The 26,159-nt window shown below is 72.1% G+C and carries 23 protein-coding genes and 2 tRNA genes; 11 read left to right on the forward strand and 14 right to left on the reverse strand.

The genetic code is table 11. The annotated features are described in order from the left end of the window. Positions 1-33: 33 nt before the first annotated feature. Positions 34-1,398 carry a family 4 glycosyl hydrolase gene (locus tag BCAV_RS13025; RefSeq protein WP_043349761.1) on the reverse strand — a complete coding sequence of 455 codons (1,365 nt, stop codon included), beginning with the start codon at positions 1,396-1,398 and terminating at the stop codon, positions 34-36. 39 nt (positions 1,399-1,437) lie between these two features. Between BCAV_RS13025 and BCAV_RS22525 the strand changes: the two genes are divergently transcribed. The 6 genes from BCAV_RS22525 to BCAV_RS13055 are packed head-to-tail and all read left to right on the forward strand — an operon-like array spanning position 1,438 to position 10,378. Continuing rightward, positions 1,438-2,601: a carbohydrate kinase family protein gene (locus BCAV_RS22525; protein ID WP_015883074.1), complete on the forward strand. Its 1,164-nt coding sequence runs from the start codon at positions 1,438-1,440 to the stop codon at positions 2,599-2,601. After that, positions 2,598-3,992: an extracellular solute-binding protein gene (locus BCAV_RS13035; protein ID WP_015883075.1), complete on the forward strand. Its 1,395-nt coding sequence runs from the start codon at positions 2,598-2,600 to the stop codon at positions 3,990-3,992. Before BCAV_RS22525 ends, BCAV_RS13035 begins: the two co-directional genes overlap by 4 nt. Beyond that, on the forward strand, positions 3,992-4,960 hold the full coding sequence (locus BCAV_RS13040; protein WP_015883076.1) for a carbohydrate ABC transporter permease: 969 nt from the start codon (positions 3,992-3,994) through the stop codon (positions 4,958-4,960). Before BCAV_RS13035 ends, BCAV_RS13040 begins: the two co-directional genes overlap by 1 nt. Positions 4,961-4,976: 16 nt before the next feature. Further along, entirely contained in the window at positions 4,977-5,795 is an 819-nt protein-coding gene (locus BCAV_RS13045) for a carbohydrate ABC transporter permease (protein WP_015883077.1), read from the forward strand. 51 nt (positions 5,796-5,846) lie between these two features. Then, positions 5,847-8,555 carry a valine--tRNA ligase gene (gene valS, locus BCAV_RS13050; protein WP_015883078.1) on the forward strand — a complete coding sequence of 903 codons (2,709 nt, stop codon included), beginning with the start codon at positions 5,847-5,849 and terminating at the stop codon, positions 8,553-8,555. Beyond that, on the forward strand, positions 8,552-10,378 hold the full coding sequence (locus BCAV_RS13055) for an AMP-dependent synthetase/ligase (RefSeq protein WP_015883079.1): 1,827 nt from the start codon (positions 8,552-8,554) through the stop codon (positions 10,376-10,378). The genes valS and BCAV_RS13055 overlap by 4 nt, the downstream gene beginning before the upstream one ends. Before the next feature lie 10 nt (positions 10,379-10,388). Here the strand turns inward: BCAV_RS13055 and BCAV_RS13060 are convergent, their stop codons facing one another. The 12 genes from BCAV_RS13060 to BCAV_RS13115 form a co-directional block, all read right to left on the reverse strand. Next, positions 10,389-10,712 (reverse strand): chorismate mutase, encoded by a 324-nt coding sequence (locus tag BCAV_RS13060; RefSeq protein ID WP_015883080.1) that lies wholly within the window; start codon positions 10,710-10,712, stop codon positions 10,389-10,391. After that, the gene (gene clpX, locus BCAV_RS13065; RefSeq protein ID WP_015883081.1) at positions 10,709-11,983 is read right to left on the reverse strand and encodes an ATP-dependent Clp protease ATP-binding subunit ClpX; all 1,275 of its coding nucleotides are present in this window, start codon (positions 11,981-11,983) and stop codon (positions 10,709-10,711) included. Before clpX ends, BCAV_RS13060 begins: the two co-directional genes overlap by 4 nt. Positions 11,984-12,167: 184 nt before the next feature. Then, positions 12,168-12,791, reverse strand: coding sequence for an ATP-dependent Clp protease proteolytic subunit (locus BCAV_RS13070; protein WP_050761854.1), 624 nt, complete (start codon positions 12,789-12,791; stop codon positions 12,168-12,170). A gap of 67 nt (positions 12,792-12,858) precedes the next feature. Next, a complete protein-coding gene (locus BCAV_RS13075) occupies positions 12,859-13,491 on the reverse strand; it encodes an ATP-dependent Clp protease proteolytic subunit (RefSeq protein WP_050761732.1) in 633 nt (210 codons plus the stop codon). Positions 13,492-13,689: 198 nt separating this feature from the next. Then, a complete protein-coding gene (gene tig / locus BCAV_RS13080) occupies positions 13,690-15,102 on the reverse strand; it encodes a trigger factor (protein WP_015883084.1) in 1,413 nt (470 codons plus the stop codon). Positions 15,103-15,237: 135 nt separating this feature from the next. After that, on the reverse strand, positions 15,238-16,581 hold the full coding sequence (locus BCAV_RS13085; RefSeq protein WP_015883085.1) for a sulfatase-like hydrolase/transferase: 1,344 nt from the start codon (positions 16,579-16,581) through the stop codon (positions 15,238-15,240). A 14-nt stretch (positions 16,582-16,595) separates the two neighbouring features. Further along, on the reverse strand, positions 16,596-17,423 hold the full coding sequence (locus BCAV_RS13090; RefSeq protein WP_015883086.1) for a carbohydrate ABC transporter permease: 828 nt from the start codon (positions 17,421-17,423) through the stop codon (positions 16,596-16,598). Beyond that, positions 17,420-18,340 (reverse strand): carbohydrate ABC transporter permease, encoded by a 921-nt coding sequence (locus BCAV_RS13095; RefSeq protein WP_015883087.1) that lies wholly within the window; start codon positions 18,338-18,340, stop codon positions 17,420-17,422. The genes BCAV_RS13090 and BCAV_RS13095 overlap by 4 nt, the downstream gene beginning before the upstream one ends. Beyond that, on the reverse strand, positions 18,337-19,674 hold the full coding sequence (locus BCAV_RS13100; RefSeq protein WP_015883088.1) for a sugar ABC transporter substrate-binding protein: 1,338 nt from the start codon (positions 19,672-19,674) through the stop codon (positions 18,337-18,339). Before BCAV_RS13100 ends, BCAV_RS13095 begins: the two co-directional genes overlap by 4 nt. A gap of 64 nt (positions 19,675-19,738) precedes the next feature. Then, positions 19,739-20,767, reverse strand: a complete 1,029-nt coding sequence (locus tag BCAV_RS13105; RefSeq protein ID WP_015883089.1) for a LacI family DNA-binding transcriptional regulator — start codon at positions 20,765-20,767, stop codon at positions 19,739-19,741. 63 nt (positions 20,768-20,830) lie between these two features. Then, complete coding sequence (locus BCAV_RS13110) at positions 20,831-21,193, reverse strand: cupin domain-containing protein (protein ID WP_015883090.1); 363 nt, start codon at positions 21,191-21,193, stop codon at positions 20,831-20,833. 27 nt (positions 21,194-21,220) lie between these two features. Continuing rightward, positions 21,221-22,408 carry a hypothetical protein gene (locus BCAV_RS13115; protein ID WP_015883091.1) on the reverse strand — a complete coding sequence of 396 codons (1,188 nt, stop codon included), beginning with the start codon at positions 22,406-22,408 and terminating at the stop codon, positions 21,221-21,223. A 104-nt stretch (positions 22,409-22,512) separates the two neighbouring features. On the opposite strand from BCAV_RS13115, the gene BCAV_RS13120 reads away from it, so the two are divergent. Then, positions 22,513-22,998: an SRPBCC family protein gene (locus tag BCAV_RS13120; RefSeq protein ID WP_015883092.1), complete on the forward strand. Its 486-nt coding sequence runs from the start codon at positions 22,513-22,515 to the stop codon at positions 22,996-22,998. Between the two features lie 128 nt (positions 22,999-23,126). On the opposite strand, the gene BCAV_RS13125 is transcribed toward BCAV_RS13120, so the two are convergent. Further along, positions 23,127-23,200: transfer RNA gene (locus tag BCAV_RS13125), tRNA-Pro, on the reverse strand. An 80-nt stretch (positions 23,201-23,280) separates the two neighbouring features. Between BCAV_RS13125 and BCAV_RS13130 the strand changes: the two genes are divergently transcribed. The 4 genes from BCAV_RS13130 to epsC all read left to right on the forward strand — a co-directional run bounded on the left by BCAV_RS13130 (position 23,281) and on the right by epsC (position 26,096). Further along, positions 23,281-23,351: transfer RNA gene (locus tag BCAV_RS13130), tRNA-Gly, on the forward strand. A gap of 37 nt (positions 23,352-23,388) precedes the next feature. Next, entirely contained in the window at positions 23,389-24,369 is a 981-nt protein-coding gene (locus BCAV_RS13135) for a phosphotransferase family protein (RefSeq protein ID WP_015883093.1), read from the forward strand. 202 nt (positions 24,370-24,571) lie between these two features. Continuing rightward, complete coding sequence (gene cysK, locus BCAV_RS13140) at positions 24,572-25,507, forward strand: cysteine synthase A (protein WP_015883094.1); 936 nt, start codon at positions 24,572-24,574, stop codon at positions 25,505-25,507. 13 nt (positions 25,508-25,520) lie between these two features. Next, a complete protein-coding gene (gene epsC, locus BCAV_RS13145) occupies positions 25,521-26,096 on the forward strand; it encodes a serine O-acetyltransferase EpsC (protein WP_015883095.1) in 576 nt (191 codons plus the stop codon). Positions 26,097-26,159: the final 63 nt, after the last annotated feature.

Here is a 26,159-nt window from a genome sequence, read left to right on the forward strand (position 1 = left end):
CCCCGATCCTTCCACGGGCCGACGGCGCAGCCGCTACGGGTGCGGCAGCGCCGCCGCCATGAGGTCTGAGGCGGCGACGTAGTCGTCCACCAGCCGCCGCGCGAGATCGACCGAGTCGACCAGCGGGTGCAGCGCGAACGCCGTCCAGGCGAGCGAGCGCGAGCCCGCCCGCGCTGCCTCGATCGCGGCCCGCTCGGCCGCCTTGAGCTGGGCCATGAGGCCGAGCATGTGCGCGTCCGGCTGAGCGAGATCGCCCGTGCCCGGCCCGAGCGGCTGGACGCCACGCGCATCGACGGCGCACGGCACCTCGACGACGGCGTCCGCCGGGAGCCCGGTGATCCGGCCGGCGTTCGCGACGTCCAGGATCATCTGGTGCGCCTCGGAGCCGAGCAGCGCCGCCATGAGGTCGACGGCGACCTCGTGATAGCCGCCACCGACGTCCTCGGCGTCACGCTCCTCGCCGTCGTCGCGGGCCTCGGCCATGTAGGTCGCCTCGCGCTCGTGCAGCGCCCGCTCCCATGCCGAGGCGGCCGCCGTCGGCCGCGCACCCGCGGCCGCCGTGTAGAAGCCGCCCTGCTGGGCGTCGAGGAATTCCCCCCGCGTCGCCGTCGCCCCGGTGATCCGCTCCGTCGCCTCGCGGGCGTAGTAGTAGTAGTAGAGGTACTCGTTGGGCAGGGCCCCCAGGGCACGTACCCAGTCGACGCCGAGCACGCGCGCCTCCTCGATCCGCGTCAGCGCGGCGTCGTCGGCGAGCAGGCCGGGCAGCACGTCCCGCCCCGCGACGTGCAGGCCCCGCAGCCACCCCAGGTGGTTGAGCCCGACGTAGTCGACGACGGCGTCGGCCACGTCCACGCCGAGCACCCGGCCGACGCGTCGCACCAGGCCGATGGGGGTGTCGCAGATCCCGACGACGCGGTCCCCGAGGTGGGTGCGCATCGCCTCCGTGATGATCCCCGCCGGGTTCGTGAAGTTGATCGTCCACGCGTCGGGTGCGTGGCGCGCGATGCGGGCGGCGAGATCGTCGACGACGCCGACCGTGCGCAGCGCGTACGCGATCCCGCCGGCTCCGATCGTTTCCTGGCCGAGCAGGCCCAGCGCCAGGGGCACCCGCTCGTCGACGATGCGCCCGGCGGTCCCCCCGACCCGGATCGCGCTGAAGACCACGGCGGCACCGGACAGGGCGACGTCGAGATCCGGCGTGGCGACGACGCGGGGTCCTCCCCCGCTGCCCCAACCCTCGGCGTCGGCGGCCAGCACCGCCTCGACCGCGCGCAGCCGGTCGGCGTCCGGATCGGTGAGCACGATCTCGTCGATGCCCGTGCGGTCCCGGGCCGCGGCGACCGCACGGACCACCAGCGGCACGCGGAATCCGCCACCCCCGACGATCGTGAGTCTCACGCCGGTCACGCTACCCGTGCGTGGCAGACTCGTCGGACCATGAACGCCCCCAGCGCCACCACCGACGCCGGTCCTGCCGAGCCCGACCGGCTCGACGTCGTGCTCGCGGGAACCGTGTTCTTCGACCTGGTGTTCACCGGGTTCCCGCAACCGCCCGCTCTCGGCACCGAGGTCTTCACGGACGGGATGGGCTGCTCGCCGGGCGGCATCGCGAACCTGGCCGTGGCGTCGGCCCGCCTCGGCCTGCGCACCGGCCTGGTCGCCGGGTTCGGGGACGACCTGTACGCCGACTGGCTGTGCCGCACGCTCGCCGAGCAGGAGCACGTCGACCTCAGCCACTCCCGACGGTTCGACCACTGGCACACGCCCGTCACCGTGTCGCTGGCGCGGGAGGGCGACCGCAGCCTTATCACGCACGGGCACCCGACGCCCGTGCCGCTCGACGAGCTCGTCGGGCCCCAGCCGCCCGAGTCCCGGGCCGTCATCGTGGACGTGGGTGATCCTCGCCATCGCGAGGACCCGTGGTGGCGACGCAGCGCCGCCTCCGGCTCCCTGGTGTTCGCCGACGCCGGGTGGGACCCGGACGAGCGCTGGGGCAGCGAGCTGCTCGACGCGCTCGAGGGGTGCCACGCGTTCACGCCGAACTGCGCCGAGGCCATGGCGTACACGCGCACGAGCTCCCCGGAGCAGGCGCTGGCGGCGCTGGCCGACCGCGTCCCCCTCGCCGTCGTCACGTGCGGGCGCGACGGCGCCCTCGCGGTCGACTCCTCGACCGGGGAGCGAGCGCGGGTCCCGTCGCTCGAGGTGGCGGCCATCGACACGACCGGGGCGGGCGACACGTTCGCCAGCGCCCTCGTCCGCGGCACCCTGCTCGGCTGGCCGCTCGAGCACCGGCTGCGGTTCGCCTCCCTGTGCGCCGCGCTCGCCGTGCAGAACTTCGGCGGCGCGCTCGCGGCGCCCGGCTGGGGCGACATCGCCGACTGGTGGACGGCGACGTCGAACGCCGCCGCCGAGGGCCGGCCCGGCGCCGCGGAGACGCTCGCGCGTTACGCGTTCGTCCACGAGCACATCCCCGCGCAGCCGGGGCGGGTGCGGCGGGCGGAGGCGACGATCGCGCGCTTCTCCGACGCCGCGCCGAGCACGGTGCCCGGCTCGCCTACGCTTCCGGTACCTGAGCACGACCCGAGGAAGGACCCCTCATGACCGCGACGACGTCCCGCCCGCGCGCCCGACGGCGCGCCCTCACAGCGATCGCGGGCACGCTCGCCCTCGGAGCTGCGCTCGCGGCGTGCGCGCCAGGATCCGGAGGCGAGTCGCCGACGACGGCGGACGGCGAGGACGGCGAGGTCGTCACCGATCTCGCGTCGCTCGGTGACGTGACGCTGCGCGTGTGGGACCAGGAGGTGCGCGGCGGTCAGAACGAGCAGATCGAACAGCTCAACGCGGCCTTCATGGAGGCGTACCCGAACATCACCATCGACCGGACGTCGCAGTCCTTCGACGACCTCGAGACCACGCTCCGTGGCGCCCTCTCCGGCAACGAGGCGCCCGACGTCGTCCAGGCCAACAACGCGCGCGGCACGATGGGCGCGTTCGTCGAGGCGGACCTGCTGCTCGACCTCGACCCGTACGCCGACGCGTACGGGTGGCGAGACCGGTTCCCGGAGTCGGTCCTCGCGAAGTCGTCCTACTCCGACGACGCGCGCACCTTCGGCGAGGGCAGCCTGTACGGCCTGCCCCAGGTGGGCGAGATCGTCGGCGTCTTCTACTCGAAGGCGAAGCTCGAGGCGATCGGCGTCGACCCCGCCTCGCTCACCACCTGGCAGTCGTTCACCGACGCCCTCGGCACGGCGGCCGGCGCCGGCGAGGTCGCCGTCCAGCTCGGGAACCTCGACGCCTGGCCCGCGATCCACGTGTTCGGCCCGATCCAGGGCCAGCTCGTCCCGACCGAGGAGGTCACGGCCCTCGGGCTCGGCAACCCGGGCGCCTCGTGGGAGACCGACGAGAACGTGGCCGCCGCGGCCGAGCTCCAGGGCTGGGCGGACGAGGGGTACTTCAACGACGGCCCGAACGGCACCGACTACGACGCCGCGTGGCAGTCGTTCACCGAGGGTCAGGGTGCGTTCCTCGTCGGCGGCTCCTGGCTCGCCGCCGACATGGAGGCCGCGATGGGTGACGACCTCGGGTTCTTCGCTCCGCCGCCGCCGGCCGAGGGCGACCCGCTCGCCACCACCGGCGGCACCGGCCTGCCGTTCGCGGTGACCGCGCAGAGCCCGAACGCCGCTGCGGCCGCCGGGTACGTCGACTTCATCACGAGCGACGACGCCATGGAGGTCATCGCCGAGACCGGCAACATGCCCGTGCTGCGCACGGCGGAGCTCGCACCGGCCGACGGCGTGAACGCGGAGATCTTCGCCGCCTTCGACGAGGTGAGCACGAACGGAGCCCTGCTGCCGTACCTCGACTACGCGACCCCGACGATGGGCGACACGCTCGGTGCCGCCCTGCAGGACCTGCTCGGGGGCCAGATCACGCCCGAGGAGTTCACGCAGGCCCTGCAGGCGGACTACGGCGCGTTCACCGAGCAGGAGTGATGCCGGCGGACGCTCCGGCGGCCGTCGTCCGGAGCGCGCGGGGCACCCCGCCCGGGTCCACGCGACGGCTGCCGCGCCGGCCGTCGCCGCTCGTGCGCCATCGCGGGACGCCCTGGCTGTTCCTCGCGCCCGCCCTGGTCCTCTACGGGTTGTTCCTGTTCGTGCCGCTGGTGCGCTCCGTTCAGTTCTCGTTCTTCGACTGGGACGGGCTGTCGGCGACGTCGACGTTCGTTGGCCTCGCGAACTACGCCGACGTCGTCGCCGACCCCCGGCTCCGAGCCGCGTTCGGCCACGCGTTGGTGCTCGTCGGCTTCTTCGCCGTCATCCCGCTGCTCATCGGCCTGCCGCTCGCGGCCGTCCTCGACCGTGCCCGCGTGCGCGGCCTGTCGATGTTCCGCGCGATCGTGTTCGTGCCGCAGGTGCTCGCGATGGTCGTGGTCGCCGTGGCGTGGCGGCAGATCTACGCGCCCGACGGGCCGCTCAACGGCGCCCTGCGGGCGATCGGCCTCGAGCAGCTGACCCGCGCGTGGCTCGGCGACTACACCTGGACGCTCCCCGCCGTCGGCGTCGTGGGCACCTGGGTGCAGACGGGCCTCGTCACCGTGCTGCTGCTCGCCGGCATGGCGCGCGTGCCGCGGGAGCAGTACGAGGCCGCCCGGCTCGACGGCGCGGGAGCGTTCCGGGAGCTCGTGTCCATCACCGTGCCGGCCGTGCGCGGCGAGATCGCCGTCGCCCTGACCCTGACGATCATCGCCTCGCTCAAGACGTTCGACCTCGTGTACGTGACCACCGGGGGCGGTCCCGGCACGTCGACGACGGTCCCCGCGTTCGAGGTCTTCCAACGCGCCTTCCGCCAGGGTGACGTCGGCTCGGCGACGGCCATCGCCGTCGTCCTCACGCTCGTGATCCTCGCGCTCAACGTCGCCGTCAACCGACTGGTCGGCGACGGCGGCAGAGACGCCCGGTGACGGCGGTGGTCGGCGCATGATCGTCTCGCGCGGTGAGCGCACCGCGAACTACGCGCTCCTGCTGCTGTTCGCGGCGTTCGCCCTCGCCCCGGTGGTGACGGTGGTCGTGACGGCGCTCGGTCCGGCCGGGCCGGACGGGCCGGGTTCCGTGACGACGGTCGGCCTGGAGAACCTCGTCCGTGCGTGGGACGACGGCGGCTTCGCCCGGTACCTGCGCACCTCGGTGCTCGTCGCCGTCGTCGTGGTGTCCGTCGCCCTCGTGGCGTCGCTGCTCGCGGGCTACGCGTTCGCGACGATGCGGTTCTTCGCCCGCGGCGTGCTGTTCTACGCGATCCTCGTGGGCATCATGGTCCCGACCGAGGCGATCGTGGTCCCGCTGTTCTTCGACCTGCGGACGTTCGGCCTCACGGACACGCTGTGGGCCGTCGCGCTGCCCCAGATCGCCCAGACGATCGCGTTCGGCACGTTCTGGATGCGCACCGCGTTCCGAGCGTCGCCGCCGTCGCTGCTCGAGGCGGCGACCCTCGACGGCGCCGGACCGTGGCGTGCGCTCTGGTCGGTGCTCGTGCCGGTGCACCGGCCGGCGACCACGACCCTCGCCGTCCTCGCGTTCCTGTGGACCTGGAACGAGTTCCTCATCCCGCTCGTCATGAGCCCGAGCGGCGCGTTCCGGACGGCGCCGCTCGCCCTCGCCCTGTTCAAGGGGCAGCACACGCAGGCGACGGCGCTGCTTGCCGCCGGTGCGCTGCTCGTCGCGATACCGGTGCTCGCGCTGTACGTCGTCGCACAGCGCCACGTCATCGCCGGCATGCTCGCCGGGTCGGTCCGCGAGTAGCGCCGGAACCGGGTACGAGTCCAGGTCGCCTTTCTGGGATGATCGGGCACCATGACCGAACCCACGCGCGCCACCCGATCCACCCTCGCGACGCTGCCCGTCGCGCAGGTACCGGAGAAGGCGACCCTCGAGGGGCTGGAGGAGCGCTGGGCGGCGCGGTGGGACGCCGAACAGCTGCACGCGTTCGACCGCACGGCGGAGCGCGAGGACGTCTACTCGATCGACACGCCTCCGCCGACCGTCTCGGGTTCGCTGCACGTGGGCCACGTCTTCTCCTACACGCACACGGACGTGGTCGCCCGCTTCCAGCGCATGCGTGGGCGCGAGGTCTTCTACCCGATGGGGTGGGACGACAACGGCCTGCCGACCGAGCGTCGCGTGCAGAACTACTACGGAGTCCGCTGCGACCCGTCCCTGCCGTACGAGCCCGGGTTCACCCCGCCTCACGACGGCGACGCCGGGTCCGTCAAGCCCGGTGACCAGGTGCCCGTCTCGCGGCGCAACTTCGTCGAGCTGTGCGAGCGGCTGACGGGCGAGGACGAGCTCGCGTACGAGGAGCTGTGGCGCCGCCTCGGCCTGTCCGTGGACTGGTCGCAGACGTACCAGACCATCGGCGAGCGCGCCCGCCGGACGGCGCAGGTCGCGTTCCTGCGCAACCTCGCGCGCGGCGAGGCGTACCAGGCAGCGGCGCCGGGCCTGTGGGACGTGACGTTCCAGACGGCCGTCGCGCAGGCCGAGCTGGAGGCGCGGGACTACCCAGGCCACTTCCACACGGTGACGTTCCACGGCGCCGACGGCGCATGGGTCACCATCGAGACCACGCGACCCGAGCTGCTGCCGGCGTGCGTCGCGCTCATCGCGCACCCCGACGACGAGCGGTACCAGGCGCTGTTCGGGACGACGGTGAGCTCGCCGCTGTTCGGCGTCGAGATCCCCGTGCTCGCCCATCCGCTCGCGGAGCCGGACAAGGGCGCCGGCATCGCGATGTGCTGCACGTTCGGCGATCTCACCGACGTCACGTGGTGGCGCGAGCTCGACCTGCCGACCCGGTCGGTCATCACCCGCGACGGCCGGCTGTCCACGGAGACGCCGGACTGGATCACCACCGAGTCCGGTCGCGCGACGTACGCCGAGCTGGCCGGCAAGACGACGTTCTCGGCGCGCGCCGCCGTCGTCGACGCGCTGCGAGCCAGCGGCGACCTCGTCGGCGAGCCGGTCGCCACGCAGCGCAAGGCGAACTTCTACGAGAAGGGCGACAAGCCGCTCGAGATCGTCACGTCGCGCCAGTGGTACATCCGCAACAGCGGTCGCGACGTGCCTGGCCGTGACCTGCGCGCGGAGCTTCTCGCCCGCGGCGAGGAGCTCGACGTCCACCCGGACTTCATGCGGGTGCGCTACTCGAACTGGGTCGCTGGCCTCAACGGCGACTGGCTCGTCTCGCGTCAGCGGTTCTTCGGAGTGCCCTTCCCCGTCTGGTACGTGGTGGGCGACGACGGCGAGGTCCGCTACGACTCGCCGATCCTGCCCGACGAGGCCAGCCTGCCCGTCGACCCGTCGAGCGACGTCCCGCCCGGGTTCACGCCCGAGCAGCGCGGGGTGCCCGGCGGGTTCGCGGGCGATCCGGACATCATGGACACGTGGGCGACGAGCTCCCTGTCACCGCAGATCGTCGGCGGTTGGCTCGACGACGCGGATCTGTTCGCGCGCGTCTTCCCGATGGATCTGCGCCCGCAGGGGCAGGACATCATCCGGACGTGGCTCTTCGCGACGGTGCTCCGCAGCCACCTCGAGTTCGGCGAGCTGCCATGGGAGCACGCCGCGATCTCCGGCTGGATCCTGGACCCGGACCGCAAGAAGCTCAGCAAGTCCAAGGGGCACGCGACCACGCCGATGAGCCTGCTCGAGGACCACGGGGCCGACGCCGTGCGGTACTGGGCGGCGTCGGCGCGGCTCGGCACCGATGCCTCGTTCGACGCGCAGCAGCCGACCCAGATGAAGATCGGCCGGCGCCTCGCCCTGAAGGTCCTCAACGCCAGCCGCTTCGCGCTCTCGTTCGCCGGGGACGCGCAGATCACGCTGGACCCCGCCGTCGTGACGGAGCCGATCGACCGGGCGATGCTCACGGACCTCGCGGGCGTCGTCGACGTCGCCACGGCCGCGCTGGCGTCCTACGACCACACGCGCGCGCTCGAGGTGACCGAGACGTTCTTCTGGACGTTCTGCGACGACTACCTCGAGCTCGTCAAGGACCGCGCGTACGGCTCGCGCGAGGGCGCTGACGACGCAGCGGTGGCCTCCGCCCGCACCGCCCTGTGGCTCGCGCTGGACGTCCTCCTGCGGCTGTTCGCGCCCGTGCTCCCGTTCGCGACGGCGGAGGTCTGGTCCTGGTGGCGCGCCGGGAGCGTGCACCGGGCGCCGTGGCCGACGCCGGACGAGCTGCGCACCGACGGGGAGCAGACGCCGGCGGACCTCGTGGGTCTGGCCGGCGCCGCGCTGGCCGCCCTGCGCAAGATCAAGAGCGAGGCGAAGGTCTCCCAGCGCACCCCGCTGGTCCGCGTGGAGCTCGTGGCGCAGGCCGGCGTCATCGACGGCCTGCGGCTCGTCGAGGCGGACCTGCGGGCCGCCGGGAACGTCAGCGGCGATCTCGTCGTGACACCGGGCACGGCGCTCGGCCCCGACGGCGAGGAGGTCACCGTCGCTGTGACGTCCAGCGAGCTCGGAGAAGCGCCCGTGCGCGCCGGGCGAGGGGCGCCGTCATGAGGGTCACGAGCACCCCGGCCCTGGTCGCCGACGACCCGGCCCTGAGCATCCCCGCACTGTTCGCGCAGCGAGCGCAGGCCGAGCCGAACCGAACGGTCCTCGAGCGCAAGGACGCCGCGGGCGCCTGGCAGCCGGTGAGCGCGGCGACGTTCGCCGACGAGGTCCGCGCCCTCGCGAAGGGGCTCGTGGCGGCCGGTGTCGAGCCGGGTGACCGCGTCTCGATCATGGCCCACACGAGCTACGCGTGGACGCTGCTCGACTTCGCGATCTGGGCGGCGGGCGCCGTCGGCGTGCCCGTGTACGAGACGTCGTCGGCGGAGCAGATCGCCTGGATCTGCACCGACTCCGGAGTCTCGCTGGCATTCGTCGAGGACGCCGAGCTCGCCGAGCGCACCCGCGAGGCCGACGTGGCATCGATCCGCGCCGTCCACGCGATCGCCGACGGGCTCGAGAGCCTCGTGGAGGCCGGGCGGGACGTCGAGGACGCACAGATCGAGGCGCGCACGGCCGCCCTGCGAGCGGACGACCTGGCCACGGTGATCTACACGTCCGGCACCACAGGCCGGCCCAAGGGTGTCGAGCTGACGCACGGCAACTTCCTGCACCTGGTCCGGAACGGCGTCGCCTCGCTCGGCGAGGTCTGCAACCAGCCCTGCTCCCGCACGCTGCTCTTCATGCCGCTGGCGCACGTGTTCGCGCGGTTCATCGAGGTGCTGTGCGTGACGAGCGCCGGCGTGCTCGGGCACTCCCCCGGCACCCGCACCCTCACTCAGGACCTCGCGTCGTTCTCCCCCACGTTCCTGCTCGCGGTGCCGCGGGTCTTCGAGAAGGTCTACAACTCGGCTGAGCAGAAGGCCGGCACGGGCGTGCGGCTCCGCCTGTTCCGGTGGTCCGCGAAGGTCGCGATCACGTACTCGCGGGCCGGTGACTCGGCACGGCCGTCCCCGGTCCTCCGGGCGCAGCACGCGCTCGCCGGGCGCCTGGTGCACGGCAAGCTCCGTGCCGCGATGGGGGGTGCCCTGGAGTACGCCGTCTCCGGCGGCGCCCCGCTCGGCCAGCGGCTCGGGCACTTCTTCCGCGGCATCGGTGTCACGGTGCTCGAGGGGTACGGGCTCACGGAGAGCACAGCCCCGACCGCGGTGAACCGGCCCGAGCGCATCAAGATCGGCACCGTGGGTCCGGCGTTCCCCGGCACCGAGATCGCGATCGCCGACGACGGCGAGATCCTCGTCCGTGGTGGGCACGTCTTCCGCGGCTATCGGGGGGCGCCGGACGCCACGGCGGAGGCGTTCACCCCCGACGGCTGGTTCCACACGGGTGACCTCGGCACGCTGGACGCCGACGGGTACCTGTCCATCACCGGTCGCCGCAAAGAGATCATCATCACGGCCGGCGGCAAGAACGTGGCCCCGGCTGCGCTCGAGGACCGGCTGCGCGGTCACCCGCTCGTCTCCCAGGTCGTCGTCGTCGGCGACCAGCGGCCCTTCATCGGGGCGCTCGTGACGATCGACGCGGACATGCTGCCCGGCTGGCTGACGACGAAGGGCCTCCCGGCGATGTCCGTCGAGGAGGCGGCCGTGCACCCCGACGTCGTCGCGGCGCTCGACCGGGCCGCGCAGCGGGCGAACCGCGCCGTGTCCCAGGCCGAGTCGATCCGGAAGTTCGAGGTGCTCACCACCGACTTCACGGAGGCGAACGGCTACCTCACGCCGTCGCTGAAGGTGAAGCGCGCGCTCGTGCTCCACGACTTCGCCGACGTCATCGAGGACCTCTACGCCGGGCGCGGCCAGGGCGACGGGCACGACGTCACGACGTCCGCCTGACGGGAGCTGCTCAGCCGCGCGCGGCGATGTCCTCGTGGTGGCGGATGACCTCCGCGACGATGAACGACAGGAACTTCTCCGCGAACACCGGGTCCAGCCCCGACTCCTCGGCGAGGGCGCGCAGGTGGGCGATCTGCGTGGCCTCGCGCGACGGGTCGGACGGCGGCAGGCCCAGATCGGCCTTGAGGTGGCCGACCTGCTGGGTGCACTTGAACCGCTCCGCGAGCAGGTGGACGAGCGCCGCGTCGATGTTGTCGATGCTCGACCGCAGCCGGCCGAGCTCCGGGGGAACGCCCCCGCCCGCCGGGGTCGGCTCGGGAGGTGTCGCGCTCACGCGCTCTTCTCGCGCGGGGTCCGCCGCGACGGTGCCTCGCGGGGCACCAGCGTCGGGTTGACGTTCTCGAGCACCACCTCGCGGGTGATCACGACCCGTTCGACGTCGTCACGACCGGGCACGTCGAACATGACGGGCATGAGCACCTCTTCCAGGATGGCGCGCAACCCCCGCGCACCGGTCCCGCGCAGCAGCGCCTGGTCCGCGACGGACTCGATGGCGTCGTCCGTGAACTCCAGCTCGACGCCGTCGATCTCGAACATCCGCTGGTACTGCCGCACGAGCGCGTTCTTCGGCTCGGTGAGGATCCGCACGAGGGCTTCCTGGTCGAGCTTCGTGACCGTCGCGACCACGGGCAGCCGGCCGATGAACTCCGGGATGAGCCCGTACTTCTGGAGGTCCTCCGGCCGGACCTGTGAGAACAGGTCCTCCTCGTCCGCGTCGTGCAGGGGCGCGTTGAACCCGACGCCGCGACGGCGTGACCGCGTCGCGATGATGTCGTCCAGCCCGGCGAACGCGCCCGCCACGATGAACAGCACGTTCGTCGTGTCGATCTGGATGAACTCCTGGTGCGGGTGCTTGCGGCCGCCCTGCGGCGGCACCGACGCCTGCGTGCCCTCGATGATCTTGAGGAGCGCCTGCTGGACGCCCTCCCCGGAGACGTCACGGGTGATCGACGGGTTCTCGGCCTTGCGGGCGATCTTGTCGACCTCGTCGATGTAGATGATCCCGGTCTCGGCCTTCTTCGTGTCGAAGTCCGCGGCCTGGATGAGCTTGAGGAGGATGTTCTCGACGTCCTCGCCGACGTACCCGGCCTCGGTCAGCGCCGTCGCGTCGGCGATCGCGAACGGGACGTTCAGCATCTTCGCGAGCGTCTGCGCCAGGTAGGTCTTGCCGGTGCCGGTGGGCCCGATGAGGAGCACGTTCGACTTGGCGATCTCGACGCCGTCCTCGCCGAGGCCGGTGCCGCTCTCCCGCGCCTGGATGCGCTTGTAGTGGTTGTACACCGCGACCGACAGCGACTTCTTCGCCGAGTCCTGGCCGATGATGTACTGCTCGAGGTGGGCGAAGATCTCCTTCGGCCGGGGCAGGTCCACGAGGCCGATCTCCGTGGCCTCCGCCAGCTCCTCCTCGATGATCTCGTTGCACAGGTCGATGCACTCGTCGCAGATGTAGACCCCTGGCCCTGCGATCAGCTTCTTGACCTGCTTCTGGCTCTTCCCACAGAACGAGCACTTGAGGAGGTCGGCTCCTTCACCTGCACGTGCCACCGCCCGCTCACCCTCCTCGTCGGTAGTCGTGACTGCTGAGCGTCCGTACGTGCCCCCGCGCGTCCCTGCGGACGTCCTCATTGCACACTACGTCGAGCGGCATGTCACGCGCTCGGGATCCGCCTGCGTGTCGGCAGCCGGACCGCGGCCCGGGGCGCGCTGCACCCCGGGCCGCACGTGCGCGTCAGGACGCCGTGAGGACCGGCTTCTTGCGGCTCTCGAGCACCTGGTCGACGATCCCGTACTCGAGCGCACCGGCCGCCGTCAGGATCTTGTCGCGCTCGATGTCGGCACGGACCTCGTCGACGGACTTGCTCGTGTGCGCCGCGATCGTGGACTCGAGCCACTCGCGCATCCGCAGCACCTCGTTCGCCTGGATCTCGATGTCCGAGGCCTGGGCGTACGTGCCGCCCTCCAGGGCGGGCTGGTGGATGAGGACGCGCGCGTTGGGCAGCGCGAGCCGCTTGCCCGGCGTCCCCGCCGCCAGCAGCACGGCCGCGGCGGACGCGGCCTGGCCGAGGCACACCGTCTGGATCTGCGGCGCGATGTACTGCATCGTGTCGTAGATCGCCGTCAAGGCCGTGAAGGACCCCCCGGGCGAGTTGATGTACATGGTGATGAGGCCGTCCGGGTCCTGGCTCTCCAGGACGAGGAGCTGAGCCATGACGTCGTCTGCCGACGCGTCGTCGATCTGCACGCCGAGGAAGATGATCCGGTCCTCGAAGAGCTTCGTGTAGGGGTCCTGACGCTTGAACCCGTATGCCGTCCGCTCCTCGAACTGCGGCAGGACGTAACGGGATGAGGGCATCGCCGGCTCTGGCCGGCTGCCGAACGCGCGGGGGTCGGTGAGGTTCACGATCGCTCCTGGTCTCTCGTCAGTCTGTGGTGCCGCCGCCGCCGGCCACGGACGCTGCGTGGGTGACGACGTGGTCGATGAAGCCGTACTCGCGCGCCTCCTCGGCCGTGAACCAGCGGTCGCGGTCGGCGTCCGCGTTGACCTGCTCGACGGTCTTGCCGGTCTGCTCGGCGGTCAGCTCCGCCATCACGCGCTTCATGTGGAGGATGAGCTCCGCGTTGATCCGGATGTCCGTCGCCGTGCCGCCGATGCCGCCCGAGGGCTGGTGCATCATGACGCGCGCGTGCGGCGTCGCGTACCGCTTGCCCTTCGCGCCCGAGGCGAGCAGGAACTGGCCCATCGAGGCCGCCATGCCCATCGCGACCGTCGCGACGTCCGGCTGGACGTACTGCATCGTGTCGTAGATGGCCATGCCGGCCGTCACGGACCCGCCCGGCGAGTTGATGTAGAGCCAGATGTCCTTGGTCGGGTCCTCCGCTGCGAGCAGCATCATCTGCCCGCAGATCTGGTTCGCGTTGTCGTCGCGCACCTCCGACCCGAGCCAGATGATGCGCTCCTTGAGGAGGCGGTTGTAGATGTGGTCGCCGAGGGCGAAGCTCTGGTTGTCCGAGCCTGCGGCCCGGGGGGCGCCCTGGGAAATGGCCTGGGGCATGTCGCTCACGATCGCTCCCGATCTTCTGGTGCACCGGCACTCGGCCGGCGGTGGACGTCGTTCAGCGACACTAACGCCGACGCCGCCTCGGGCATGCCGCGTTCCACGCCGTTTCGCTGACGGCGCACGGCCGACGCGCGACGGCCCGCACCCCGGTGAGGGTGCGGGCCGTCGCGGATGACTCGGTGCGGCGCGGCGTCAGGCCTTCGCGGCCTCGTCCTCGGTGGCGGTGTCCTCGGCGGCCGGCTCGTCGGAGGTCTCCTCCGCGTCGTCCTCCGCTGCCGCGGACAGGTCCACCTCGACCGACTCGACGCCCTCCGCCGCGTCCTCGGCGTCGGTCTCCTCGGAGCCGATGAAGGACGTGAGGTCGACGGCGTTGCCCGAGGCGTCCACGACGCGGACGTCGCGGAGCGCGACGGCGAGCGACTTGTTGCGCGCGAGCTCCGCGACGAACGACGGGATCTGGCCCGTCTTGTCAGCGTTGGTGATGAACTCGTTCGGGTCGACGCGGTACTGCTGCGCGGTCCGCAGGAGGAACTCGACGAGCTCGTTCTGGTTCACCTGCACGGAGACCTGGTCGGCCAGCACGTCGAGCACGAGCTGGCGGCGCAGGGCCTGGGTGGCCTCCTCGCGGACCTCCTCGCGGTGCTCGTCGTCCTCGAGGCGCCCCTCGCTCTCGAGGTGACGGTGGATCTCGGCCTCGATGACGCCCTGCGGCAGCGGGAAGTCGGTCGCCTCGACGAGCTTCTCGAGCAGCCGGTCCCGGGCCTGGACGGCCTGGTTGTTGACCTTGGCGTCGGAGATCTGCGTGCGCAGGTCGGCCTGCAGCTCCTCCAGCGTGTCGAACTCGCTCGCGAGCTGGGCGAAGTCGTCGTCCGCCTCCGGCAGCTCCTGCACCTTGACGGCGGTGACGGTGACGGAGACGTCGGCCGCCTCGCCGGCGCGGTCGCCGCCGGCGAGCGGGGCGGAGAACGTGGCGGTCTCGTCGGCGGCGAGGCCCACGAGGGCCTCGTCCAGGCCGTCGAGCATGTTGCCGGAGCCGATCTCGTACGAGACGCCCGAGACGGTGTCGACCTCCTCGCCGTCGATCGTCGCGGTCATGTCGATGACCACGTAGTCGCCCGTCTCGGCCGCGCGGTCGACGCCCGTGAGCGTGCCGTACCGCTGGCGCAGCAGGTCGAGCCGCTCGGCGACGTCGTCGTCGGTGACCGCGACGTCGTCGACCTCGAGCTCGAGGTCGGCGAGAGCGGGCAGCGTGAAGTCGGGCCGGACGTCGACCTCGGCGGTAAACGTCAGCTCGCCGCTCGTGGTGTCCGGGACGCCGGTCACCTCGACCTCGGGCTGCCCGAGCACCTTGAGCTCGGACTCCGTCACGGCCTGGCGGTAGAAGTCGGGCAGGGCGTCGTTGACAGCGTGCTCGACGACGGCGGCGCGCCCGACCCGCTGGTCGATGACCCGCGGCGGCACCTTGCCCTTGCGGAACCCGGGCACGTTGACCTGCTGCGCGATGTGCTGGTACGCGTGGTCGAGGCTGGCCTTCAGCTCGTCGAAGGCCACCTCCACTGTCAGCTTCACGCGGGTCGGCTCGAGGTTCTCGACGGCACTCTTCACTTCGGGTCTTCTCCAGACGTCGGCGCTGGCCGGTGCGCGTCGGGCGCACGTCGACCGTGGTTCGGCCCGCGGGCATGCGTCAGCGTCGCTCGCGAAACGGCTGGCCCCATGCTACAGCGAGCCGCGCCGAGGAGTTCACGGACCGAACGGCGCACCGTACGGGGGCGGGAAGGCCTCGACGGCGTACGGCTGCTCCCCCGCGTCGGTCGCCGCGGCGACGATCCGCTCCCTCAGCTCGTCCGCGACGACGCGGTGCGGCTGCGACGCGATGAGGTTGACCTGTTCCGCGGGATCGTTGGCGACGTCGTACAGGTACGACTCGACGTACGTGTCCGAGCCGGCGTCGTCCCGGGCGTGCGCGCCGGGCGCCTCGATGCCGTAGCTCCATCGCGCGGTCCGGAGCGTCCTGCCCACCTGCGACTCGCTGACCTGGATGTACACGTCCTCGCGCCAGCCCGGGTCCGCGCGCGTGCCGCGGGTGCGGAGCACGTCGAGGATCGACCTGCCCTGCAGGTGCGCGGGGCGGTCGATGCCCGCGGCGTCGAGCAGCGTCGGCGCCACGTCCAGGAGCGTGCACAGCTCCTCGACCCGGCCGCCGCCGTCGAAGCACGGCCCGCGGAACGCGAGCGGCACGTGCGTGGACGCCGCGTGCCCGGAGCGCTTGTACTCGTTGTTCCGGGTCTTGAAGTGGCACCCGTGGTCGGAGGTCTGCACGACGACCGTGTCGTCGTACTCGCCCACGGAGCGCAGCGCGTCGAGCAGCCGGCCCAGTCCCTCGTCGACGCGCTTGACCTGGCCGAGATACCCGGCGAGGTGCCGCGGCGCCGTCGACCCCGCGCCCACCAGGTCCGCGGGCTGCCACACGCCCTGGTACCGCTCGGCGTAGGCGTCCGGGGCCAGGTACGCATCGACCTCGTTCTGGTGGTGCGGCTCGAGCACCGAGCAGAAGACGAAGAACGGGCGGTCCGGGTCGCGATCCTTCGTGACGAAGCGGATGACGGCGTCGATGAGCGCGTCGGACCGGTACCCGGGCAGGTCGTGCGGCGCGCCGTCGGCGTCGAAGACCCGCGTGTGGAAGGCGTCCTCGCTGAACTCGAGCAGGTTCGCGCCGAGCCAGTGCTCGAACCCGCCCTGCTGGTGCCGGGGCACCGGGTCGGCATCGGCCAGGTGCCACTTCCCCACGTAGAACGTCTCGTACCCCGCGTCCCGGAACAGCCGGCCCATCGTCGGCACGTCCTCGGTGAGCGGCAGCCCGTTGCGGTGCACGCCGTTCGTCGTCGGGTAGGTGCCCGTGAGCACCGCGGCGCGCGACGGCGCGCACAGCGGCTGGACCGTGAACGCGTACGGGCTCCACGTGCCGTGCGTCGCCATCCGGTCGAAGTTCCAGGTGACGTCGGCGGGGTTGTGGGCCATCCCGGTCGTGTCGGCGCGCTGCTGGTCCGAGAAGAGGACGACGACGTTGGGACGCTGGTCGGTCATGTGGCTCCTTGGTGCTACTTCAGGCCGCTGAGGGCGATGCCGCGAACGAAGTAGCGCTGCGCGACCATGAACAGGATGACGGTGGGGACGAACATGAGGACCGAGGCGGCGGCCGTGAGGTTCCACTGCGTGAAGAACTCCCGCGTGAAGACGGTGAGCCCGAGCGGCAGGGTGCGCATGTCGGGCTCGGAGATGGCCACGAGCGGCCAGAGGAACTCGTTCCACTGGAACACGAACGTGAAGACGCCCAGTGCCGCGAGCGCCGGCGTCGTCTGCGGGAGGATGATCCGGAAGAAGATGCGGAGCTCCGACGCACCGTCGAGCCGTGCCGCCTCGATGAGCTCGTCCGGCAGCGGTGCGATGAACTGCCGCATGAGGAAGATCCCGAAGCCGTCCATCACGAACGGCAGCACCAGGCCGGCGTAGGAGTTGAGCAGGCCGAGGTTCGCGAACTCGACGTACAGCGGGATCATCCGCACGAAGAACGGGATCATCAGCGTCCCGAGCACGGCGGTCAGCATGAGCCCGCGCCCGCGGAACCGGTACTTCGCGAAGGCGTACCCGGCCACCGAGTCGAACAGCAGGTGGCACGCCGTGATCGTGATCGCGACGACGAGCGAGTTGAGGAAGAACCGTCCGAACGGCGCCGCCTCCCACATGCGCACGTAGTTGTCGACATTCAGGACCTCGGGGATCAGGACAGGTGTACCCGAGAGCGTCTCCCCGTCGGACTGCAACGACAGAGACACCATGTACAGGAACGGCACCAGGGCGACGAGGGAGATAGCGACGAGGCCGACGTATCCCCAGGTCCGGCCTGGGCGGGAGAGCTCGAGCCTCACCGCTCGGCCCTCCGGTTGAGGGCGAGCTGGGCGATCGTGAGGCACAGGATCAGCCCGAACATGAGGAAGGACAGCGCGGCGGAGTACCCGAGGTCGCGGAAGTCGAAGGCCACGCTGAACACGTGGAACACGAACAGATCGGTCGCGTTGGCGGGGCCGCCACCGGTGATGACGTAGGCCTGGCCGAACGCCTGGAGGCTCGAGATCACCGCCATGATCGAGACGAACACCGTGGTCGGGGCGAGCAGCGGCACGGTGATCCGGACGAACCGTTGCCAGGCCGACGCCCCGTCGACGCGGGCGGCCTCGAGGTAGGTGGCCGGGATGCCCTGGAGCCCGGCAAGGAACAGCACCATGTTGTAGCCGAGCGCCTGCCAGACGGTGACCGCCGCGATGGTCAGCAGCGGCTGCTCGGCGAGGAAGTTCTGCGGTGGCAGTCCGAGGTCGCGCAGGACGGCGTTGAGGATCCCGACCTGCGGGTCGAGGATGTTCTTCCACAGCAGGCCGACGATGACGATCGACGTCACGTACGGCACCAGGATGAGCGTCCGGAAGACCACGAGGCCCCGGAGCGGGAGGTTGACCAGCAGCGCGAGCGCCAGCCCGCCGAGGATCGCCGGGACCATGACCAGCACGGCGAAGGCGAGTGTGACGAGGAAGGAGTGCCGGACAGCGGGATCGGTGAACGCGCGCGTGTAGTTGGCCAGCCCCACCCACTGGTCCGCGTACGGCCCGGTGAAGAAGGAGATCCACAGCTGCTTCACCATCGGGTAGTAGAACAACAGCGCGAAGAACGCGATCGCGGGGGCGAGGAAGATCAGGCCGTACCGCCCCGTGCGACGGGTCAGACCACCCGATCGCGGCGCGGGCGGCTGCGCCGGCGGCGCATCGCGAGCCGCCGTGAGCGACGCCGTCACCGCGCCATCACCTGGGTCATCGCGTCCTGGAAGGTGGCGACGGCGGCAGCGGCGTCGGCGTCCTGGAAGGCGACCGACTGGTACATCGTTGCGAAGTTCTCGGTGAAGTCCGCGTTCTTGCCCGTGAGACGCGAGTCGGCGCTGAAGTCGACGGCGTACGGCATCGCCGTCGCGAACGGCGCCACGAGCTCGTTTCCCTGCACGGCCGCGTCCTCGCCCCAGGAGATGCGCGGCATGCACATCGCCGACTCCTCGGTAGCGGCGAGTTCCGTATCCAGTGCCGTGAGCGCCACCATGAGCTGCCAGGCCAGGTCGGGGTTCGCGGCGTTCGTCGGGATGAACATGGACGTGCCGCCGGAGTTCGTGGCCTGGACGGCACCGGTGAGCGCCGGGATGATGGCGTACTCCAGATCGGGGCTGCCGGTCCGGATGGGCTCGAGGTCCCAGGGGCCGGTCAGGATCATCGCCGCACGCCCTGCGGAGAAGAGCTTCTGGGGGCCCGAGTAGTCTCCCGTGTTGCTGGGGATCGGGGCGACCTGGTGCCGGTGGATGAGGTCACCCTGGAACCGCAGCGCCTCGACCGCCGCATCCGTGGGCGACAGCGCGAGCGCGGCGGCGTCGTCCCAGAGCAGGACGTCGTTCTGCGTGAACCACGGGTTGGCGTAGCTCGGGTCCTGATTGGCCGCGAAGCCGTAGACGTCGCCAGTGGTGAGCTCCTGCGCGCACGCGAGGAACTCCTCCCACGTCGTCGGCGGTGCCGTGATCCCCGCGTCGTCGAACATCGAGACGTTGTAGAACGGGAGGACGCACGTGAGGTGCAGCTGGATGCCGTAGACGACGCCGTCGAGGCTGTTGCGTTCGACGGTGAACGGGTGCCAGTCCCCGGGGAAGCCCATGGCTTCGCCGTCGGAGGCGAGGTAGTCGGTGAGCGGCAGGGCGTCGCCGGTGAGGGCGAACTCCTGCACCCAGCCGCCCGGCTCCTCGACGAGATCCGGCACGGTACCGGCCTGCAGGTCCGCCATGAGTCGGGTCCGCATGTCGTCCCACTGGAAGACCTGGAGGTTGACCGTGACGTCGTGCTCGTCCTCGAACGCGGCGATGAGGTCCTCGTAGGCCGCGTACGCGTGCCCGGCGTTCCAGTACACCTGCAGCGTGGCGCTCCCACCACCGCCGCCTTCGCCCGAACCGCCCTGTGGGGCGTTGGCCGAGCACGCGGCACCGAGTGCGCCGAGCGTCCCCGCCGCGCCCACGGATCCGAGGCCGCGCAGCACGCCACGGCGTGAGAGGTGGGCGCTGCCGAAGGTCGTGCGGTCGAGGCGCTGTCGAGTCGTCATGAGATCTCCGTTCACTTCGGTGTGACTGGACTGTGGTGCGGGACGCCGGTGGCGGCGTCCGGGCTCAGGTGGTGCCGCGTTCGATGAGCTCCCACGGCCAGGAGATGACCTCCTCAAGCCCGGGCCCCCGGTCCGCCAGCCGGTCGAGGATGCGGGCGGCGATCGCGGTGAAGTCGGTGGTGGCGGCGCCCACGGTGGTGAGCCCCGGCGGCACCCGCTCCCCCTCCTCGATGTTCCCGACTCCGACGAGAGCCAGGTCGTCCGGGACGGCGACGCCGTCCGCCTGGGCAGCCCACAGAGCCGCGAGCGCGCTGCGGTCGGACGTGCAGAAGATCGCGTCCGGGCGATCGTTGCCGGTGAGCAGGACCCGGGCCGCTGCCAGGGAGTCCTCCCGGCTGTGGGCGACCGGGAGGATCCAGTCCTCGCGCGCGGCGAGGCCGTGGGCCTCCAGCGCCGCCCGCGCCGCGGCGAGCCGCGACGGATGCTCGGTCTCCACGAGCTCCCACGGGTGTGCGAAGAGGGCGACCGACCGCCGCCCGGACGCGACGAGGTGATCGATCGCCGAGGTGACCGCCGCCGCCTCGCCGTGCCGGACGACGTCGTACCCGTGAGGCACGAGCTGTTCCGAGAACGCGACGAGCGGGATCCCGCGCGAGGCGATCGCCTGCGCATGCTCGGTCGTGAACTCGTGCGTGTGGACGACGACGCCGTCGGCGTACCCGGTGACCAGCAGCTGTACGGCGAGGTCGACGTGGTCGGGCCGGGACGCCATCAGCGCGATGACGTGGCGGCCGTCCTCGGCAGCGAGATCGGTGAGGGAGTCGCCGAGCGCGTTGACCCACGGGGTGGACCCGGTGTCCCGCAGGAGGCAGACGACGTCCGTGCGCTGCCGGCTGAGCGAGCGACCGGCGTGCGAGGGGACGTACGCCAGCTCGGCCGCGGCCCGCCGGACGCGTTCCGCAGTCTCGTCGGACACGGGCCGCGTGCGGCCCTTCCGCCCGGAGAGGACGTAGGAGACGGCGGCCGTCGACACCCCAGCACGCTCGGCGATCTGCTTGAGCGTCGGGCGCGTGGTTAAGCGGTTAACCGTCATGGTGCGACGATGCTAGCCGCGGCAGGTCGCCCCTGGCAAGGGTCAGTCGCGTCCGCCGACCGGTCAGCCGTCGAGCGGGGTGAACACCTCCGGGAGCTCCAGCTCACCGGTCGTCTCGACGAGCACGACCGTCATCGCCGTCGTCGCCCAGGACTGGTGCACCTCGCCCGCCTCCCAGATGGCGAGCTGGCCGGCCGCGATCGGGATCCGCGGGCCGTCGTCGGCCCGCACCTCACCCTCGCCGGTGACGACGGCGAAGACCTGCCGGTTCGTCGTCGGGTGCTCGCCCAGGGTCCCGCCGGGCTCGAGGTGCGCCACGTGCACGCGGGTCTGGTCGCCCCCGGACACGCGCGGCAGGAACTCCATGAGCACTCCCGTGCTCGAGTAGTGCTCGATCGGGCGGCGGGGTACCTCGAAGCGGCGCATCCCGCGATCGTCCCAGGAGACCCGCGGTCAGGGCATGACGTCGGCCCAGTCACGCCAGAAGACGCGGCGGTCCGTGCGCTCCTCGGTCTGGCCGTACATCCGCTGGCCCGGCACGGCGTACAGGTCCTCGGGTACGTCGGTGTCGGAGCCCGTCATGCCCCAGGACTCGATCGTGCTGCGGTCCGTCTGCGTCCCGACCCGGCCGGTGTCGAGCTCGCCCGGGGACTGCGAGAAGAAGTACAGCCCCTCGTGGGCGGCGACCCCCTGGACCTTGTCGATCGAGGAGTCGGCGTCCACCCAGAAGTTGTAGCTCGAGCCCACGACGCCGTCGGAGGTCACCAGCTCGCCGTCGGCGGCCAGCGGCCACCGGACGACCTCGGTGGCCACGTTGTCCGCGTTGTACTCGGCCGAGACGAGCGCGGGCTCGCCGCTCCAGTCCGTCGACACCGACGACAGCCGCGGCTGGCCGTACGGTCCGGCGTCGATCCCCTGATACTCGCGGTCCGGCACGAGGAAGTAGCCGTCCCCGTCCCGCATCACGTCGCCCAGGTCGAAGCGGAACAGTCCGTCGGTGGCGGCCACGTACAGGTACGGCCCCGCCCAGGCGACGCCGCCGGCGTGGATCGCGAGCGGCTCGGTGCCCCAGCCCGAGCCCTCCTCCACCGGCAGGCGCAGCGGGACGTTGCGGTAGCGCCCGTCGTCCGCGGCGAAGAACTTCAGCGTGGAGTCGACGCTCGCGTGGTCGTCCGGTGCCGCCCGCCGGTACCAGGAGGAGACGAGAACGTCCTGGTCCGGTGCGCCTGCCCACCGCGACTCCCTGCTGCCCGCCAGACCCTGCGGGTACCAGCGGGTGGCGTCGTCGAGGTGCGCAGGCCACTCCCAGCAGGAGTCGCCACAGCTCGTCATCTCGCCGGTCCGGTCCGCCAGCACGTCGTCGAAGGCCACGCGCTCGACGTCGTCACGCGCGGCGACGCCCTCGACCCCGGCGTCGTGGCTCGTGACCTCCATCCGGAACACGCCGTCGCCGTGGTGCTCCGCCTCGTCGAGCGCGTTGCCGTTCCCGGCTGCTCCGGCGGCGGACGGGACGAGCGCCAGCAGCGCCGTCGTCGTCGCGAGCGCGACGCCGGCGACGAGCCCTCTCCGCCGGGTGCCGGTGGTCGTGGTGGCCGCCGTCGTGGCCGCCGCTGCTCGGTGCGGTACGTGGATGCGTCGCACGGTCTGCTCCCCTGCTCTCGCGTGCAAAGCACTCGACGTTACCTGCTGAGGCTCACGATGCAACCCCCTCCCCGGCCCGCGCTGCGCCTCACTAGGGTCGAGGGATGACGGACCTCCCACGGACCCCGACCGCCACCGACGACGCCGGAGAGAACCGGATCACGAGCGCGAGCCGCGACGTCGCCGCCCCGGCCGAGGCGATCTTCGAGCTGATCGCGGACCCGTCCCGCCAACCGGAGTGGGACGGGAACGACAACCTCGCCGTCGCGGCGCCGGGACAACGGGTGCGCGCCGTCGGTGACGTCTTCACGATGACGCTGACGATGGGCGAGGCGCGGGAGAACCAGGTCGTGGAGTTCGTCGAGGGCCGGCGCATCGCCTGGCTGCCCTCCGAGGTGGGCTCCGCGCCGCCGGGTCACCTGTGGCGCTGGGAGCTCGAGCCGCTGCCCGACGGCGGGACCCGGGTCACGCACACGTACGACTGGACGAACCTGGAGGAGCCGGCCCGGCAGCGGCGTGCGCGCGCGACGACGCCCGACCGGCTTGCCGCGTCCCTCGACCGCCTGGCCGCTGCCCTCGAGGCAGGCTGACGGCATCGCCGTCCCACCGTGTCTCTGCTCCCCGCTGGGATGCCTTTCGCGGGACCAACCACACGCCGTTTCCCGCCCACCGTGCGATTCCTCCTCGCACCAGCCCGCTCGCGCGAGCAGACACACGGTCGGGATGACAGGATTCGAACCTGCGACCTTCCGCTCCCAAAGCGGACGCGCTACCAACCTGCGCCACATCCCGTGAAGCCGCTTCGCGGCGTCGTCGCACGAGTCTAGGTGCGGCGGGTATCCTGCATGACGCACGAGGCGGCGACGCCCCGCGCGGATGTAGCTCAATGGTAGAGCCTCTGCCTTCCAAGCAGATGGTGCGGGTTCGATTCCCGTCATCCGCTCCGACACGAGGTGGTCCCGAGGTCCCCGGAGGCAGCGATGACCATCGACGCCGCACCTCCCGCCGCCTGGCCCGACGCCGTCGTCGCCGCACGCGTGGGCACCGCCGCCCGGGCCGTCGGCGCCCCGGCCGCCACGCACCCGCTCGCGCCCGGCGCCGCCAACCACGTCCTCGCCCTCGGCGACGACCTCGTGCTGCGCATCGCGCGCACGCCGGCCGGCGCACGGGACCTCGCCACCGAGGCCGTGGTCCTCCCCCATGTCGTCGCCGCCGGCGTACGCACGCCCGCGCTGGTCTGGTTCGACGCCGGTGACGACGACGTCCCGGCCGCTCTCGTGGTCCGGCGTGCGCCGGGCAGCGACCTCGCCGGCGCCGACCTGGCCGGTCCGGACGCGGCGCGCCTGGACGGCGTGCTGCGCGAGACCGGGCGTCAGCTCGCGCGTGTCCACACCCTCGGGCACGAGCTCGGCCACGGTGCGTTCGCCGTCCCCGACGACCCCTGGAGCCCGGCCGCGCCGCTCGTGCGGTCGCTCGTCACCGACGGCCTCCTCGACGACGACGGCGCTGCCTGGCTCCAGGGCGTCCTGAGCGGCCTGGAGGCCGCCGCCGGGGCGCCCGAGCCGACGCTCGTGCACGGCGACGTCGCACCCCAGAACCTGCTCGCCGACGGCGCGCCCCCCGCGCTCACGGCGCTGCTCGACTGGGGCGACGCGTCGTGGGCAGACCCCGCGACGGACCTGGCGAAGCTGCCGCTCCCGGCGCTGCCCGCCGTCGTCGCCGGGTACCGGGAGATGACCGGCGACGACGCCCCGTGGGAGGCGCGGGCGCTCCGCCTGCACCTCGCGTGGGCACTGGGCCGGCTCCGCGCGCCGCACCCGGTGACCGGGGGCGAGCAGCGGCACTGGACAGCGCGCCCGTTCAGCCGTCTCGTCGGCGTCCTGCGGTTCCTTGCCGACCCTCCCGCGGGCTGGCCGTCGCTGGTCCCGGCACCACCGGCCGGGCGCGCTCCGCTGCGCTAGGGTCGCCGTGACGCCCCGACGAGAGGACCAGCGATGCATGCCGTGCCCGCCGTCCCTCGCCAGCACGCGGCCGTCGCCTCCTGTCGTTAGAGCGCCCGGCCGGCTGGCCGTGCGCTCGTCCCGGATCCCAGGACCGACCGGCCGCGGCGGGCCTGCGACCACCACCACTCCGCGGCCGCCTCACCCGACCTGAAGAGGGACCATGGCCCGGATCTACGACGACGTCACCACGCTCATCGGCAACACCCCGCTCGTACGGCTCAACCGGCTCACCGCAGGGCTGGGCGCGACCGTGCTCGCGAAGCTCGAGTTCTACAACCCCGCGAGCTCCGTCAAGGACCGGATCGGCGTCTCGATCGTCGACGCCGCCGAGGCGGCCGGCGCGCTCCCCGCGGGCGGCACGATCGTCGAGGCCACCAGCGGCAACACGGGCATCGCCCTGGCGATGGTCGGCGCCGCTCGCGGCTACGACGTCGTCCTCACGATGCCGGAGACGATGAGCAAGGAACGGCGCGCGCTGCTCCGGGCCTACGGCGCCGAGCTCGTCCTCACGCCCGGCTCGGAGGGCATGAAGGGAGCGGTCGATCGCGCCGAGGCGATCGCCGCCGAGCGCCCCGGCGCCGTGCTGGCGCGCCAGTTCGCCAACGAGGCGAACCCCGCGATCCACCGGCGCACCACCGCCGAGGAGATCTGGAACGACACCGACGGCGAGGTCGACGTCGTGGTCGCCGGCATCGGCACGGGCGGCACGATCACCGGCGTCGGCCAGGTGCTCAAGGAGCGCAAGCCGGGGATCCGGATCGTCGCCGTCGAGCCCGCAGAGTCGGCCATCCTCAACGGCGGCCAGCCCGGCCCGCACAAGATCCAGGGCATCGGCGCCAACTTCGTGCCGGAGATCCTCGACACCTCGATCTACGACGAGGTCATCGACGTCAACGCGGAGACCGCCGTCGACGTCGCTCGCCGCGCCGCCCGCGAGGAGGGACTGCTCGTCGGCATCTCGTCCGGTGCAGCGATCGACGCCGCGCTCCAGGTCGCGGCGCGGCCGGAGAGCGCCGGGAAGACGATCGTCGTGATCGTGCCGTCGTTCGGGGAGCGCTACCTGTCGACGATCCTGTACGCCGATCTGCTCGACTGATCCGGCGTCCTCCGTGCCCGTCCGTCGCCCTCTGCTCGAGGTGTTGCGCGAGGACCTCGAGGCTGCGCGCCGCCGCGATCCCGCGGCGCGCAGCCTCCTCGAGGTCGCGCTGACGTACCCGGGCGTGCACGCGCTCTGGGCGCACCGGCTGTCGCACGACATGTGGGTGCGGTCGGTGGCCCTGCGCCTGCCCGCGCGTCTGGTGTCGCAGCTCGCCCGGGCGCTCACCGGCGTCGAGATCCACCCGGGTGCACGGATCGGTGCCCGCGCGTTCATCGACCACGGGATGGGCGTCGTCGTCGGGGAGACGGCGGAGGTCGGTGAGGACGTCGTGCTCTTCCACGGCGCGACGCTCGGCGGTCGCTCGATGAGCCGCGGCAAGCGGCACCCCACGGTGGGCGACCGGGTCACCATCGGCGCGGGCGCGAAGGTGCTCGGTCCCGTGCGCATCGGCGACGACGCCCAGATCGGCGCGAACGCCGTCGTCGTCAAGGACGTTCCGGCGGGCACGGTCGCCGTCGGGGTGCCGGCCAGGGTCCGACGGGTCCGCGGGACCGACGAGGACGTGGATCCCGCCCTGCTCATCTGAGGGCCACCGGCCCGGGCGTCCATCCGCGGGCGTCGGCGCGCGCGGCTGTGACCGGCACCACTA

The sequence above is a fragment of the Beutenbergia cavernae DSM 12333 genome, from assembly GCF_000023105.1.
Classification (GTDB): Bacteria; Actinomycetota; Actinomycetes; order Actinomycetales; family Beutenbergiaceae; genus Beutenbergia; species Beutenbergia cavernae.